Consider the following 13,330-nt stretch of genomic DNA (forward strand, 5'->3'; position numbering starts at 1 on the left):
ACCACGCACACAAGACTGCCCTCGGCCTGGTGCGCGCGCACGATTTCATCGCGCACGAAGACCTCAAGATCCGCAACATGAGCAAGGCCCCCGCGCCGAAGCCCGACCCCGACCAGCCGGGCACCTTCCTGCCCAACGGAGCCGCCGCGAAGGCCGGCCTCAACAAGTCGATCAACGATGCCGGATGGGGGGTGTTCCTGACGATCCTGCACGCCAAGGCTGAAAGCGCCGGACGGGAAGTGATCGCTGTGGACCCCCGCAACACCTCCCGCACCTGCCCCGAATGCGAGCACACCGCGAAGGACAACCGGCCCGCCCAGGAAAAGTTCCACTGCGTCGCCTGCGGCCACACCGCGCACGCCGACACAGTGGCAGCCACCAACCTGCTATGGGCCGGGCTGGTCCGTCGCGACGCCAACCCGGCGTAACGAGAAGCCCCCGGCTTCAGCCGGGGGAGGAGTCACCGAATACCCCTTCACCTCGCGGGGCACAGGTCAGCCGCCCATGGTCAGACCGGTGCCGCAGACAGCCGTCCACCAGGTCGGGCCGGTACTGGATTCGCGTGCGTCCGCGCTCGATCGTGCGACAACTCCGCAGGCAGGGACAGCGGCGGGTGAATGCCTGCCGTTGGCTCCGCCACTTCGGCCAACTCAGCGCGTGGTGTCATCCTCGGTGTCCGCTCAAGTGCGGGGGCCGGGGAAGACGATCTGCCGAGGATCTGCCGGGAGTCGCCCAACCTCGGCCACAGTGAGTCCGATGGCCCGACGGTCCCATCAGCTGCGCCCCCCATTTCCCCCCGCCTGACGAGCCGTGGCGGCCAGGAATGGGTGTGCGAACATGGCGAGGGTGGCGTGCCGATGCCGGTCCACATGGTCACTTTGGAACGATCATTCAGCCGCCGAGGTACGAACAGTCACGGAGACACGTATGGCCATCCCCCCGGGCTCGGTGCGCGGGCTCGTCCTCTTCGCACGCCCTGCCAATCCCTGGGTACTTCTCTCTGCACGGCTCGCCGTCTGGGCCGCTTTGTCGGTGCTGTCCGTCCTCACCCCCCTCTACAACGCCGATGCAGCCCTATGGATCTGGCCCTTCGCTCTCATCGCCTGCCTCCTCATGGCCGGTCAGACGATCGGCGCGATAAGAAGCAAGTCCCAAGGCAGCACCGGGTGAAGGGGAGACGGCACGCCTGACCGTGGCGGTACCGGAGCCCGCACCGTTTCCCTTTGGCATGGCGCGGTGGGTCTCCGAGTCCGGCACGCCTTGCCCACGCCGGCCACCGCAGCGGTGTGACCCCACCCGTACTCCGGCCGATCGGAGCTCGCCGGAGTACGGGCCGGTGCGAGGCGCAGGACTCGGTGGTGCGAGGGATCACGGTTCGTGCAGAGCCCGTTGCAGCCGTACAGCCAAAACGTGCAGCAGTCCGTAACGAACGCGCAGTTGCGCAGCGGGGGCAGTCGTCCTGGCAGTGGTCGGAGCCGGCGCAGGTGATGAACAGATCGACCTCCTGCCCCGGCGAGGGGGCCGGTCCTGTACGCGGCCCCCTCGCTGTCTTGGCCGTGGTGGGCTGCGGAACACCCGTCGCAGTGGTCAGCTGGTGAAGTCGGCGACCAGGGCGGCGAATTCGTCCGGGGTGGCCAGGCGGATGCCGAGTTCTTCGGCCTTGGCCCGCTTTGATCCTGCGCCTTCCCCGGCCACGACCAGGGTGGTCTTCTTGGAGACGCTGGAGGAGGAGCGGCCGCCGGCGCGTTCGATGAGTTCGTTCATCTGGTTGCGGCTGAGATTCTCCAGCACGCCGGTCATCGCACCGGTGACCACCACCGTCATCCCGGCCAGCGGGCCGCCCGCCGCCTCCGTGCCGCCGGCGGTGTCAGGGTCGCCGGTCGCGGGGGGCGGCGGGGTCGCGCCGGGTTCGGTCATGTTCACCCCGGCCGCGGTGAGCTTGTCGATGAGCGGGGCGAGTTCGGCGAGTTCGGCGACGATCGACGGGGCTTTTTCGGTGCCGATGCCCTCGACCTGCTGCATCGTCTCGGGGGCGGCGGATCGGATGTTGTCCATGGTGGCGAAGTGTCGGGCGATGCGGCGGGACATGGAGCGTCCGGTGCCGCGGACTCCGAGGGCGCACAGGACCCGCGACAGCGGCTGATTCTTGGCCGCGTCGATCGCGCCGAGGAGGTTGTCGGTGCTGGTGGCGCCCATTCTCTCCAGCGCCAGGAGTTGGTCGCGGGTGAGGGTGAACAGGTCGGCGAGATCAGTGACCAGGCCGGCCTCGACGAGCTGCACGATGCGGGTGGCTCCCAGACCTTCGATGTCGAGCTGGTCGCGGCCGGCGGCGTAGGACAGGGAGGCGACCAGGTGGCAGTTGCGGCCCTGCTCGCACCGCCAGCGCTCCTGGCTGGTGTCGATGGCGGAGCCGCAGCGCGGGCACACCTCGGGGAAGGCGATCGGCTCTTCGTCGCCGGTGCGGAGGTGGGCGACCGGCGCCTCGATGCGCGGGATGACGTCGCCGGCGCGATGGACCATGACATGGTCGCCGAGTCGCAGGTCGCGGCGGGTGATGTCGGCCGGGTTGTGCAGGGTGGCGTAGGTGATGGTGGCACCCTCGATCTCCACCGGTTCGAGGACGCCGCGGGGGGCGATGATCCCGGTGCGGCCCACGTTCCACTCCACCTCGACCAGACGGGTGATCTTCTCCACGGCGGGGAGCTTGTAAGCGATCGCCCAGCGGGGCGCGCGCGACCCGGATCCCGCGGCCTGCTGGTCGGCGGCCAGGTCGGCCTTGATGACGACGCCGTCGATCCCGAAGGGCAGCCCGGCGCGCAGCGCGGCGATCTCCCGCACGCGTTCCAGGACCTCCTCCACGGACGTGGCGACGATCCCGGGGACCGCGGTGGAGGCCGTGGTGTGCACCCCCAGCTGCGCGGCCAGGACCATCAGCTCGCTGTGCGCGAGCCTGTCCAGCCGCTCGGCAAGCTCGGCGTCGGTGGCGGGCAGGGCCAGCAGACCGTAGCCGAAGAACGTCATCGGCACCGTGTACGCGCGCTCCTTGGCCCGCAGGGTGCCCGCGGACGCCCCACGCGGATTGGCGAACGGCGCTCCGCCGTGTGCGGTGCGCACCTCGTTGGCATGCTCGAACTGGGCCGTCGTCATCAGGACTTCCCCGCGCACCTCCACGGTGACCGGATCGGCCAGCGTTTCCGGCAGGCCCTCGAGGGTGCCGATCGCGTGCGAGACGTCCTCTCCGGCGATCCCGTCGCCGCGGGTGATCAGCCGGGTCAGACGACCCTGGCGGTATCGGGCCGCGACGGCGAGCCCGTCGAGCTTGGCCTCCACACTGAGGCGTTCCGCCTCGTGCCCGATCCGGCGAGCCAGCGAGGCCGTCCACGCGGTGAACTGCTCGGGCGAGAACACGTTGTCCAGGCTCAGCATCGCCACCGTGTGCGGCACATCGCCCTCGACCGCCCCACCGGCCACCTTCCCGGTCGGCGAGGCGGGCAGCACCTGATCGGGGTGCGCGGCCTCCCAGACGGCGATGCCGCGCACCAATTGGTCGTAGGCGTCGTCGTCGAGGGGAGAGGCACCGTCCGTGTAATAGGCGGACGCGGCCGCCACGACATCCTCGACGGCCTGCGCGTAGGCAGCGGCGTCCACGATCTGCGCAACTGGTGTGGTCATGCCGTCATCCTGCACGCCACCACTGACAACACCACCGGACGCAGCCGAGGACGGACACGGGACACCCGTTGCCGAGGGGCCGCCCCTCGAACGGACCAGAACGGATCACAGGTGCCGTCTTTCGAGCTGTGGAGTGCGCGCGCGTTCGCGGCGGCCGCCGACGTCGTCAGACAAGTCTCTCCAGGAGTCGTTGAGCGGCGCCGCGCTCAAGGCTGCCGCCCACTGTTCCTCAAGGCCTTCGCCGTGTCCGGGACCGCGTCCCGCGGTCTTCGCCACCCGGTGCACCCACGCCACTCACGACGGCACAACCACCTGGGCCTACCCGGCGCCCACGGGCACCCGCGACCTCGGCGAGAGATGGACGGCGCGCGGTGCCGCGTCGCAGTCCGCCAACGGCGGTACGAGCGCGGGGGTACGGCGTCGAGCTCCCGCTCCTCGTGCACAATCCGGCAGAGCAGCTGGGCCGCCGGCGGCGCCTCACCGCGCCGTAGGAGGGGGACCTGTCCGGTGGCGGCGTGGACCAGCCCCGCGCCCAGCCAGAGGATGTCGCCGGGGCCGGTCGAGGTCCCGCCGGACGCCTGCGGCGGCGGTATCCAGCCGGGGGAGTCGAGGAAGCCGCCCGCCGGGTCCGGGTGGGCCTGGTGTCGTCGACGACCCGGACGATGCCGAAGGCGATGAGCGGGCCGGCAAGCCCTCGCCGAGTTCGGCTGCCATGCCCCTGAGGGCGGGCTCCGGCACCGGCGCGTAGAACTGCACTAACTCGGCGAGGAACGGCTTGTCCACGTACTCCGTGGCCAGCCACTGCTGCCGGTGCCCCGCGGACCTGTGGTCGACGACCGGCGCAGTGTACGCGAAGGCACGTGGTCGCTGCTGGCTATCTCGCGAGCAAACCATCCTCGAACCCGGCGCCGACGCCCAGTTCGGCACGTACGGTCTTCAGCGCCAACGGCCCCTCCGACGCCGTACGCGACAGATACACCTGTCCCCCCTCACCGCCCCCGAGCCGGGTCGGCAGGGGATAGCCGTCAATCGCCGGGGAACGTTCGGAATCCGGATCCCTCGTCTGACTTAACGAAGTCCAGTTGGCGGATCCGACCGATGACAGGCCCTTCGCCGGGAAGCGCTGGAGGCACAGCCCGCGTCGACATGTCACTCGGCGACGCGGGCTGTGCGGACCGCACCGGACGTACCCTCGCATCGTCGACGCGGCGGACGGGCAACTGCTGACGGAGTACCGACGCACCACGACCCGCATTGCCTTCGTAGCGATGCGGTAGTTCCCCCCGCCAGAGATCGCTATGGCGCTCTTGACCCGTGTGCCGGATCAACAAACCGGAAGCGGAGCGGTGTTCGGACGGGGGAGGGTCATGCCTGACGCTGAGCCAGGTAGACGGTCGCGGTCATCGGCGCCGTCACGGGCCCGGCACCGAGACGGTCCGTCATCTTCCGCGTGATGGCGGTGTGCAGGGCCTGGGCGTCCTCGCGGGCCTGGAGGGCGGTGCTCACGGGTGTGCCGGTGAGCAACCCGGTGGCGACGGATGCGGCCGACTCCGCGACGCCTTTCAGGGTGACCTCCTCGCTGCCGGCCAGGGTCAGTCCGGCGGCGGCGAGGTCCGCGGCGACGACGGCCGGATCGCTGTAGCCGTGGGGTACGTGCTTGAGGAAGGGAGGCGCCGTGTCGGGCATGGCTTGTTCCAGGGCGGCCTGGAAGGCGGCTCCGAACCCGTGCGAGGCCAGCGGCCCCCAGCCGCTGAACAGGAACCGTCCCCGTGGAGCCAGGACCCTGCGGACCTCGGCGTAAGCGCCGGGCCTGTCGGGGAAGAACATCACCCCGAACTGACACAGAACGAGATCGAAGCCGTCGTGCTGAAAGGGCAACTTCTGGGCGTCCGCCTGCCGCCAGTCCGCACGCGGCTCCCGTGCCGATCCGGCCGTGACCATCGCTTCGTTGAGGTCGGTTGCCACCACCGAGGCTGTGGGCATCTCGGTGAGCAGGGCCGAGGTCAACGCCCCGGTTCCGGCGGCGAGTTCCAGGACAGTGTGCGGCCGCAGCGCCGCGGCCCTGGTGGCCAGGTCGGCGGCGAAGGGGCGGAAGAAGACCGGCACCAGGTGGCGCTCGTACGCCTCGGGCATGGACTGCGTCCATCGCCGGTTCGCATCATCTGCGCTCATTTGACCGACATTAGCCCGATGAACGGTGCGCGACGAGGGCCGCAACCGCGCGGATTTGTGCCAGCGTCGTGCCCTGATCTCGGGGCAGGTGGCTACGTTTTCGCTGGTGGCCCTGCGATCTCCTGGGAGCGGGGGAGGGCTGTCGTGCCGTCGCTCCTGTGGAGGTTGCGGATGCCGTCGGTCGCGGGACCTCTGGGACCACACCAACTCTCTCTGCTCGGTGCCGGGTGGACGTGCTGTGGGAAGAAGCTGACCGTATCCGGACCGAGCTGGCCCTGGCCGGGCATGAACGGGAGGACGGGGGTAGACGGTTACCGGGCAGATCGCCTGAGCGAGGGGTCACCTGACAGCGCCTCCCCTGATGAGGGGCGTCGCGGCTGACACCTGGTTGAGCGCGGTGCGCCCCCGTTCTCCATTCCGGAACTCGCGTGCCCTCGCTCCACACTGTGGACCGAGGCAGAGGGTGCATGGGTGGTGACGGTATGCTTACTTACTGGCCGGGAACCCTCGTCATATTGTCTGCGAGGGGACATCGGAGGAGATGGGACAAGGAGCCGGTTTGGTCGAGCGCGGGAGCCAGAGGGGAGGCGATGGAGTGCGTCAGGCAGGTGTGCTCGACGTGGGGTGCCACAGTGCTCTGCTGACCGTGGTGCGGCGGCGCCCGGGCCCGGTGCTGGAGCCGGTGTTCTCCCGCAAGGTGCGGTTGAGCCTGCACGAGACCCTCGACCCCGAAGGCCGGCTGGAGAAGGCCGGCATGAAGAGTGTCGAGCGGGCAGTGGCCGAGGCCGTCGCTGCGGACCCGCGTCCGCGTGGACCGGAGGTGTTCGCGTTCGCCACCTCCGTCATCCGGGACGCGCCCAACCGCGACGAGGTCATCGCGCGAGTGGCACGCACCACCGGCACCCGCCTGCGCGTGCTGACCGGCGAAGAGGAAGCGCGCCTGGCCTACGTGGCCGCCCGCCAGTGGGCCGGTCCGACGTCCGGGCAGCTGTTGGTCCTGGACATCGGCGGCGGCACCGTGGAGATCGCCTCCGGCACCGGAGACCAGCCCCACGTCGTCAACTCGCTACCGCTGGGCGCGCGGAGGATCACTCGCGACTGGCTTCCTGGCGGCACCTCGCCGTCCCGACGCCGCCTGGCGGAAGTCCTGCAGTACCTCCGTGAGTCTCTGGAAGCCGTCCCCAGACTGCCGCAGGCCGACCCGGGAGGCCAGGTGCTGGCCTGCTCCAAGACCTTTGAACAGCTTGCCCGGCTGGCTGCAGCCCAGAGCAGGACGCCGCGGACAAGGCGGCGGCTGACACTGCCCCAACTGCGCGCGGCAGTCTCCCTGCTGGCCGATGCCACACCGTCCCACCGCGCCAAACTGCCGGGCATCTCCCGGCACCGCGCCGAGCAGTCCCTGGCCGGAGCCTTGATCGCACAGGCACTCATGGAAGCCAGCGGGGCCAAGAGCGTCGAGATCTGCCCCTGGTCCACCCGGGAAGGGCTCTTGCTCGAACACCTCGGCGTGGCTCCCACCCCGGTGGGCCGCCCTCGCCTCGTAGGCTGAGCCCAACGGACCTGGCCTCCGAAGGCGTTCCGAAGTTCGGCATCCACCTTGCGTTCGCCTGCATCGACCTCGGCCTTGAACTCTGGCGTGAACCCATGGCGAGGCCCGGCTGACACGCAACGGCGGCTTCACCATGTGAGCGCCACCGCGTACGGGCGTATGGGCGTACGAGGCCGGTCGGCAGCCGGGGCGGGTGGGATGAGCGAGGCGACCGCATGGCCGAACTCTGCGCCGTCAGCCACCGGTTGACCGTACTGAATGACGCGGCGGTGGTGGCGATACGGGAACGGGAGCGGACTGACCACCACCACCTCGTGTGGTTGATGGTGGGGCGCGAACTCTTGGCCCTCTCCCCGCGTCCAGCGGGCAGTCCCGGTAGCCGATGTGCGCGTGGACCCATGCCAGCCATGGCCTGTCGCGGTAGGCGTCAAGGAGCCGCTGCCAGCCTCCGTCGTCTTCCAGCGCTACCCCGAACTTCGAGGTGGCGGGGGTGCTCATCTCCGCGATGCCGCTGCCACCGACGTGGGGCTTGAGGCGGACGCCGATCCGGGAGGAGGAGAGGGAGGCGGACTGGGCGGCGGAGGCGCGTGCCGCGAGGATCACGTAGAGGGCGGGGAGTTCCTGGAAGGCTTCCGCGTTGACCGCGGCGCGCAGGCCAAGGGTTTGACGAAGGCCGGAGCAGGGCTTCGCGGTCGAGTTGTAGACATCTGTTTCGGTGGGAAGCCGGCGGCCGGTGCCTGCGCGAGTTATCCCGGACTGGCCCCCTCGCGGCCCATGCCGAGCTTGCGCAACTCCCCGGCACCGATGCCAGGTAGTTGGCCTTCGTGGTGAAGGGGTGCAGGACGTTCCCCCTTCGGGGTCCTGGGTTCGTCGTCGTGATCATGCCTCTGGGCCGGCGTGGATGGGAGTTCGCCCGAGCCTTGGCCCTGGAATCGTCCCCACCGTCGCGGTCAGGCGTGAGGCCGCAGACGTCCCCGAGGATGAAAGACGCGCGCCGAGCTACGTAGTTCCACGGATGTCCCCGGTCCGGACGAGCGGGCAGACTTGCCTGGTGCGGGCATCGCCGTACGAGTGTGAGCCCTCCCGCGAGCCGGAGAGAGACGGGAAGGGGCGACGTGTCCATGCGAACGTGCCTCCCCACGGGGGCGTCACAACCCCATGCCAGTTCCCATGGCTGCAGCGCGCCAGCCGCGGGGCCACGATCTCTCGGTGACCGCGTACCTTCGTCGACTGCGAGTTCGGCAAGGCTCAGGAGGGCAGCAGGATCAGCTTTTCGGACGGTGTGATCGATGGGGGGGATGACGTGCGTGAACGCGAGCAGGCTTCGGACATCGCGGCCGCGCGCGGCTACGGCCGCTATGAGGGATTCGCATGCCCCGAAAAGTCACCCAACGGGGCGTCATGGGTGTTGTGCCTTCCTTTGGCCGCGGGGGCCGTGATAGTCGCGAAGGATCTTCTGCACGGCCTTGACGAGGGATATCGATGGCTCCGTATTCCAGCGGCCGTCCTGTCCCTGGCGCTGGCCGCGTACTTCGTGGTGTTCGTGTTTTCGCCTCTCTACTTCCGGAGGCCGGGCGGCCCCGCGCCACGCCTGTACTGCTTCGAGGACGGTGTGGTGGTGGCTATCGACCGCGTGCTGCGGCCCTTCGGCTGGGAGGAGATCTCGATCGAACGAGAGAGCTGGTGGAACAGTGACTGGGGCTGGGGAATGCGCCGCGCTGTGAAGGGACCTGACGGCAGCGTGCTCCTCCAGTTCACCGGCCGTGAGGGACCCGGTTGCGGGGACTGGCTGATCGAGGAACTCCACCATGCGGCAGTCCGGCGGGGTGCCGCAGACGGCGCCACAGACCACCGCGACCACAGTTCGGACTGAAAGGCGACGAGTGCCTGACGCCTGGCGCCTGACGGTACGTCAGGTCGGGTGCGGGGCTCCGTCACTATCCAACAACGGCCGGCGTGGACAGGTGTTCCAGCCGGGGGGCCGGCCGCATCGAGGGAGCATCAGGCATGCCAGAGGGGTCGGCCCAGTGGGGGCAAGAGCTTTTCACGACGCGGGAATGGGAGCGACGTCGGGGCCTGGCACCGGAGAACCACGCGGGGACGGACCTCGTCCTGCGGAGGGGGTTCGAGCCCTGCCTGCTGGCTCTTCTCCGGCTGTCGGTCGGCAGGGTCCCGGACAACGGTCTCACCAAGGGGTGGTTGCCGAGGGCGCTGGCCCGCACCGGCCGCCTCGTGCGCGCGGCTGAGCTGGCGTACACGATCACCGACGAGCTCAAGCAGGGCGACGAGCTCGTGGAACTGGTGAAGACCGCGGCGGGCGCGGGAGACCTGGACGGTGCCCAGGCACTGGCCGAGTCGATTCCCCTGCGGCAGCAGCGAGACCACGCACTGGTCGCCCTCGTGCCGGAATGGGCCCGCGCTGGTGAGCCTGACAAGGCCGCCGCTCTGGCGGAAAGGATCCGCTACCCGCACAACTGGGGGAGGGCCTGGGCTCTGCTGGCAAAGGCGGTGGCGGACAGCGGGGATGCCGATGAGGCGCTCAGGTTCGCCGCTCGCGCCGAGGCGGAGGTGAGTTCGTACGCCGAGGTGAGTCCGTACGCCAAGGTGGGTGATTCCCCCGCCGTCGAAGGGACGGAACAGGTGCTCGCCCTCCTCGTGGAGGTGGCCGTCGTCACCGGCGACCATGACCGGGCCGCCGCGCTCTCCGACCGCGTCCAGGCGATCTCGCGATCCCGCAACGCGACAGGATGGTCCGAGCCACGGCCTCTGGCGCTGGTGTTGGCCCGCGAGGCGCTGGGAGGAGACCTGGGTCGGCTCGACGCTCTTCTGCGTACCGACCCCGGACCCGCCGTCGACGCCGACGGCACACTGTGCGGGTGGGCGATCGGCGCAACCGATGACCAGGACATGGTCCTGGAAGGTGATCCGGACGAGGTCCACGGTCGCCCGCTCCCACCCAGAACCCTCCTCAGCGCCTGGGACATGGCATGTGTGCTGGACACGGTCGCCGAAGGCGCAGACCGGGACGTGGCCCTCGCCCTGGCCGACCGGGCGGAGACACTGCTCGACACCGTCGTCGGCCTCGACCACGACGTTCTGCTGAGATCCGTGACGCTCCTCCTGGCCCGCCAGGGGCAAGTCGGGCCGGCCATGGCCCACGCGGACCGGCTCGACCCCGATCTGCGCGCGGGACGGCAGGCGGAGATCGTCGGGGCGTTGGCCCGCCACGGCGACACGGGCGGCGCCGAGGAAGTCGCCCGTGCGATCGCCGACGACCAGGCACGAGCCAGGGCACTGATCGCGGTGGTCCGGGAGCTGGCCCGGCGCGGTGATCCGGGCCGGGCCGAGGCCCTTGTCCACTCGATCAACGACCGCTGGGCAAGAGGCGAGGCACTCGTCGCGGTGGTCCGGGAGCGGGCCCGGCGCGGCGATCCCGGCCGGGCGGAGACCCTCAGCCGCTCGATCGCGTACCGCGCGACGCGAGCTCGCGCACTGACCGCACTCATGGAGCTGTCCGAGCCGTCCCACGCCCGCAGGCTTGCCGCACAGGTGGTGGCTCTCGACGGCTGGGACACTGTCCTGTCGGTACTGGAGCGGATCGTGCCCCGTTCCGCGGCAGTCGTCGCCGATCGGATGATGAGCTGAGCCACGGCGAGGTACGGCACCCGTCCTACCGAGCCCGCACGCCCACCTCGTCCGCCAGGCCACAGCATCTCAACGCGCGCCCCGGCCTGATTCGCCGGCCGCGGGAGCAGCAGGCCCCCTCACCAGTCACCGCCGATTGCGAGACTCGCCCCATGATTTCGAAGCTGCCCCTGCACGACCCTCGTTGGCGTGACCTCGAGGGTGTGACCGCCGACGAGGTGGGAGCACTCCTGGAGCAGATGGCCTCGACGACTGTCACCGGGACCGGTGAGGAATGGCGGCAGACCTGGACGCACTTGACCGCCGGCCTGATGGACGACGGGGTCGTCTCCGACGGGGCCTACGCGGCCCTGCCGCACCTCGTCGAAGCGGCGGCGGCACTGCCTCCGGGGCAGAGCGTGGACTTCTGGGTGGACCTGGGATTCATCATGACCGCCGACTACATGCCTCCTGCCCCGGCCGGTCTCGAGGCGGGATTCGGCGCCGCGCTGAGTCTGGCCGAGCGGGCGGCCATCCGAAGCCTCCTTGCCGCCGGCACCCCCGCGCAGACGTACGCCCACCTCGCGCTGTCCTGTGTGGCCTTCGCCGGTCATCCCATTGCCGGAGCCCTGCAGCAGCTTCCCCATGCCCAGGAAGATGAGCTGCAGTTGTCGTGTCCCGGGTGCGGGAGCGATACCGAGATCCCCGAGTTCTTCGTGAACCCGGTGCGTCCGCCTCTCGAGGCCCCAGGGCTGTCTGCTCCCGCCCATGCCCGCCCTGGAGGGCATCCCTGGGGCGAGGTCGCCGCAGCCTTGGGAGAAGGGGCGCTGGGGGAGGGGTGGGAGCCCTTCCTGCGGGTGGCACGTGAAGTCGCGGTAGCGGGCGTACCCCCCGAGACACCGGGGGCGGCCGTCCTGTGCCTGGTCGCCTGCCTGGTCGCGGTCAAGGGCGCACCGCAACGGGCCGGGAGGGAACGGGCCCGTGAACTGATGTCGCTCACCGGCTACTTCCGCTGCTGGGACTGTGAGCGGACATGGACGATCGCCGACGGTCTGGTGGAGAGTCCGGACGGTGCGCGCCCCCAGAACCACCTGCTGGGGGCGTGGACGGACTCCGGCTGGTCGGCTGCCCCGGGCGAGTCAGCGGCGGCCGGCCCAACAGGTGCAGCAGCGACCCGGCTTCGGCAGGACGGGACCGAGCTGGTCGCGGCCGACGGCACACCCTGGGGCCGTATATCGGTGTTCTGCAATTCCGCGCCCGGTTCATCCGGGGGCGTCAACTCGCTGGCGGTGGTGTCCCGCCCCGGTCGGCCGACGCTGGTGGCCGGCGCGGGGGCCACGGGGATGGTGTACCTGTGGGACGTGGCCGACGCCCGGCTCGTCCACGACCCGCTGCAGGCACATCCTGACCCGGTCCGCTCGATGACGGCCCTGCCCCTGTCCGACGGCCGCGTCCTGCTGGCGAGCGGAGGCGACACCGGGACGGTCGCCCTGTGGAACCCTGCCGTCGGGCAGCCGGTTCGCGCACCGGCCGGCGAATGGCTTGGCGGGGTGAGCGGAATGTGTTGTGCGACCGTCCCCGACGGCCGCACCCTGCTCGTCACCGCCACCCCCCGAGGCGCGGTCCGGCTGTGGGAACCGGACACCGGTGAGTGCGTCGGGCGCCTCAACCCCTACGGCAGCCCGATCCAGTCGATCGTCGCGGTCCCGATCTCCGCCAACCACACGCTGATCGCGGCCTCGGACACCGCGGGCCGCCTTCACGTGTGGGATCCGGCCGTCGACGACCCCTGGGAAGCAGGCGCGGCCGTGCAACTGAGCGCGCGTGCGCTCGCCGCCGCCGATCACCGTGTGGTGGCTGTGGCGGCAGTGCCCACCCCTGACCGCACCGTGCTGGCCACGGGAGACAACCAGGGCGTGGTCATGCTGTGGGACCTGGCCACCGGTACCCCGATCGGCGAGGGCCTGCCCGCCTCCACAGGTACTGGCGGTTTGCCGGTCATCGCGGCCACCACCCTGCCCGGCGGCCGCACGGTCCTGGCCACCGGCACCCGTCAGGGTCACCGACTGCGGGTATGGGAACCGGAAGCCGGTGCTGTGCGGTACATCGCCCTGGATGTCGTGATCACCTGCCTCGCCGCCGCGGGCCCGGACCTGATCGTCGGACACGACCGTGGAGTCCTCAGCCTGCCGCTCACACCGCGGTGAACCGGCGACAAGTCAGGGGCTCGCGTCACCTTGCTCCGCTTGCGCCCTGTGGACCTCGCCGAGGTGCCTCGCTTGCCGCCGCGCAAGCAACTCATCGATGGGTTCG

Annotated in this window: 8 protein-coding genes; 6 read left to right on the forward strand and 2 right to left on the reverse strand. The window is 70.3% G+C overall.

Annotated elements, in window-relative coordinates:
* A partial coding sequence (locus tag ABZT06_RS42590; RefSeq protein WP_355753422.1) for a transposase occupies nucleotides 1–428 on the forward strand: 428 nt, incomplete at its 5' end.
* Between the two features lie 499 nt (nucleotides 429–927).
* The gene (locus ABZT06_RS42595) at nucleotides 928–1,170 is read left to right on the forward strand and encodes a hypothetical protein (protein ID WP_355753425.1); all 243 of its coding nucleotides are present in this window, start codon (nucleotides 928–930) and stop codon (nucleotides 1,168–1,170) included.
* A 417-nt stretch (nucleotides 1,171–1,587) separates the two neighbouring features.
* Here the strand turns inward: ABZT06_RS42595 and ligA are convergent, their stop codons facing one another.
* Nucleotides 1,588–3,672 carry an NAD-dependent DNA ligase LigA gene (gene ligA, locus ABZT06_RS42600; protein WP_355753428.1) on the reverse strand — a complete coding sequence of 695 codons (2,085 nt, stop codon included), beginning with the start codon at nucleotides 3,670–3,672 and terminating at the stop codon, nucleotides 1,588–1,590.
* 1,365 nt (nucleotides 3,673–5,037) lie between these two features.
* Nucleotides 5,038–5,844 carry a class I SAM-dependent methyltransferase gene (locus ABZT06_RS42605; protein ID WP_355753430.1) on the reverse strand — a complete coding sequence of 269 codons (807 nt, stop codon included), beginning with the start codon at nucleotides 5,842–5,844 and terminating at the stop codon, nucleotides 5,038–5,040.
* 595 nt (nucleotides 5,845–6,439) lie between these two features.
* Between ABZT06_RS42605 and ABZT06_RS42610 the strand changes: the two genes are divergently transcribed.
* The 4 genes from ABZT06_RS42610 (at nucleotide 6,440) to ABZT06_RS42625 (ending at nucleotide 13,224) form a co-directional block, all read left to right on the forward strand.
* The gene (locus tag ABZT06_RS42610; protein WP_355753432.1) at nucleotides 6,440–7,393 is read left to right on the forward strand and encodes a hypothetical protein; all 954 of its coding nucleotides are present in this window, start codon (nucleotides 6,440–6,442) and stop codon (nucleotides 7,391–7,393) included.
* Nucleotides 7,394–8,696: 1,303 nt separating this feature from the next.
* The gene (locus ABZT06_RS42615; protein WP_355753435.1) at nucleotides 8,697–9,266 is read left to right on the forward strand and encodes a hypothetical protein; all 570 of its coding nucleotides are present in this window, start codon (nucleotides 8,697–8,699) and stop codon (nucleotides 9,264–9,266) included.
* Between the two features lie 134 nt (nucleotides 9,267–9,400).
* Nucleotides 9,401–11,038 (forward strand): hypothetical protein, encoded by a 1,638-nt coding sequence (locus tag ABZT06_RS42620; RefSeq protein WP_355753436.1) that lies wholly within the window; start codon nucleotides 9,401–9,403, stop codon nucleotides 11,036–11,038.
* 152 nt (nucleotides 11,039–11,190) lie between these two features.
* On the forward strand, nucleotides 11,191–13,224 hold the full coding sequence (locus ABZT06_RS42625) for a hypothetical protein (RefSeq protein WP_355753438.1): 2,034 nt from the start codon (nucleotides 11,191–11,193) through the stop codon (nucleotides 13,222–13,224).
* The last annotated feature ends 106 nt before the right edge of the window (nucleotides 13,225–13,330 follow it).

Origin of the sequence: Streptomyces sp. NPDC005483 (genome assembly GCF_040606035.1) — a bacterium.
Lineage (GTDB): Bacteria > Actinomycetota > Actinomycetes > Streptomycetales > Streptomycetaceae > Streptomyces.

Coding starts and splice junctions, on each gene's coding strand:
- ligA (WP_355753428.1), bottom strand. CDS start 3,672: ATGACCACACCAGTTGCGCAGATCGTGGACGCCGCTGCCTACGCGCAG.
- ABZT06_RS42595 (WP_355753425.1), top strand. CDS start 928: ATGGCCATCCCCCCGGGCTCGGTGCGCGGGCTCGTCCTCTTCGCACGC.
- ABZT06_RS42625 (WP_355753438.1), top strand. CDS start 11,191: ATGATTTCGAAGCTGCCCCTGCACGACCCTCGTTGGCGTGACCTCGAG.
- ABZT06_RS42605 (WP_355753430.1), bottom strand. CDS start 5,844: ATGAGCGCAGATGATGCGAACCGGCGATGGACGCAGTCCATGCCCGAG.
- ABZT06_RS42620 (WP_355753436.1), top strand. CDS start 9,401: ATGCCAGAGGGGTCGGCCCAGTGGGGGCAAGAGCTTTTCACGACGCGG.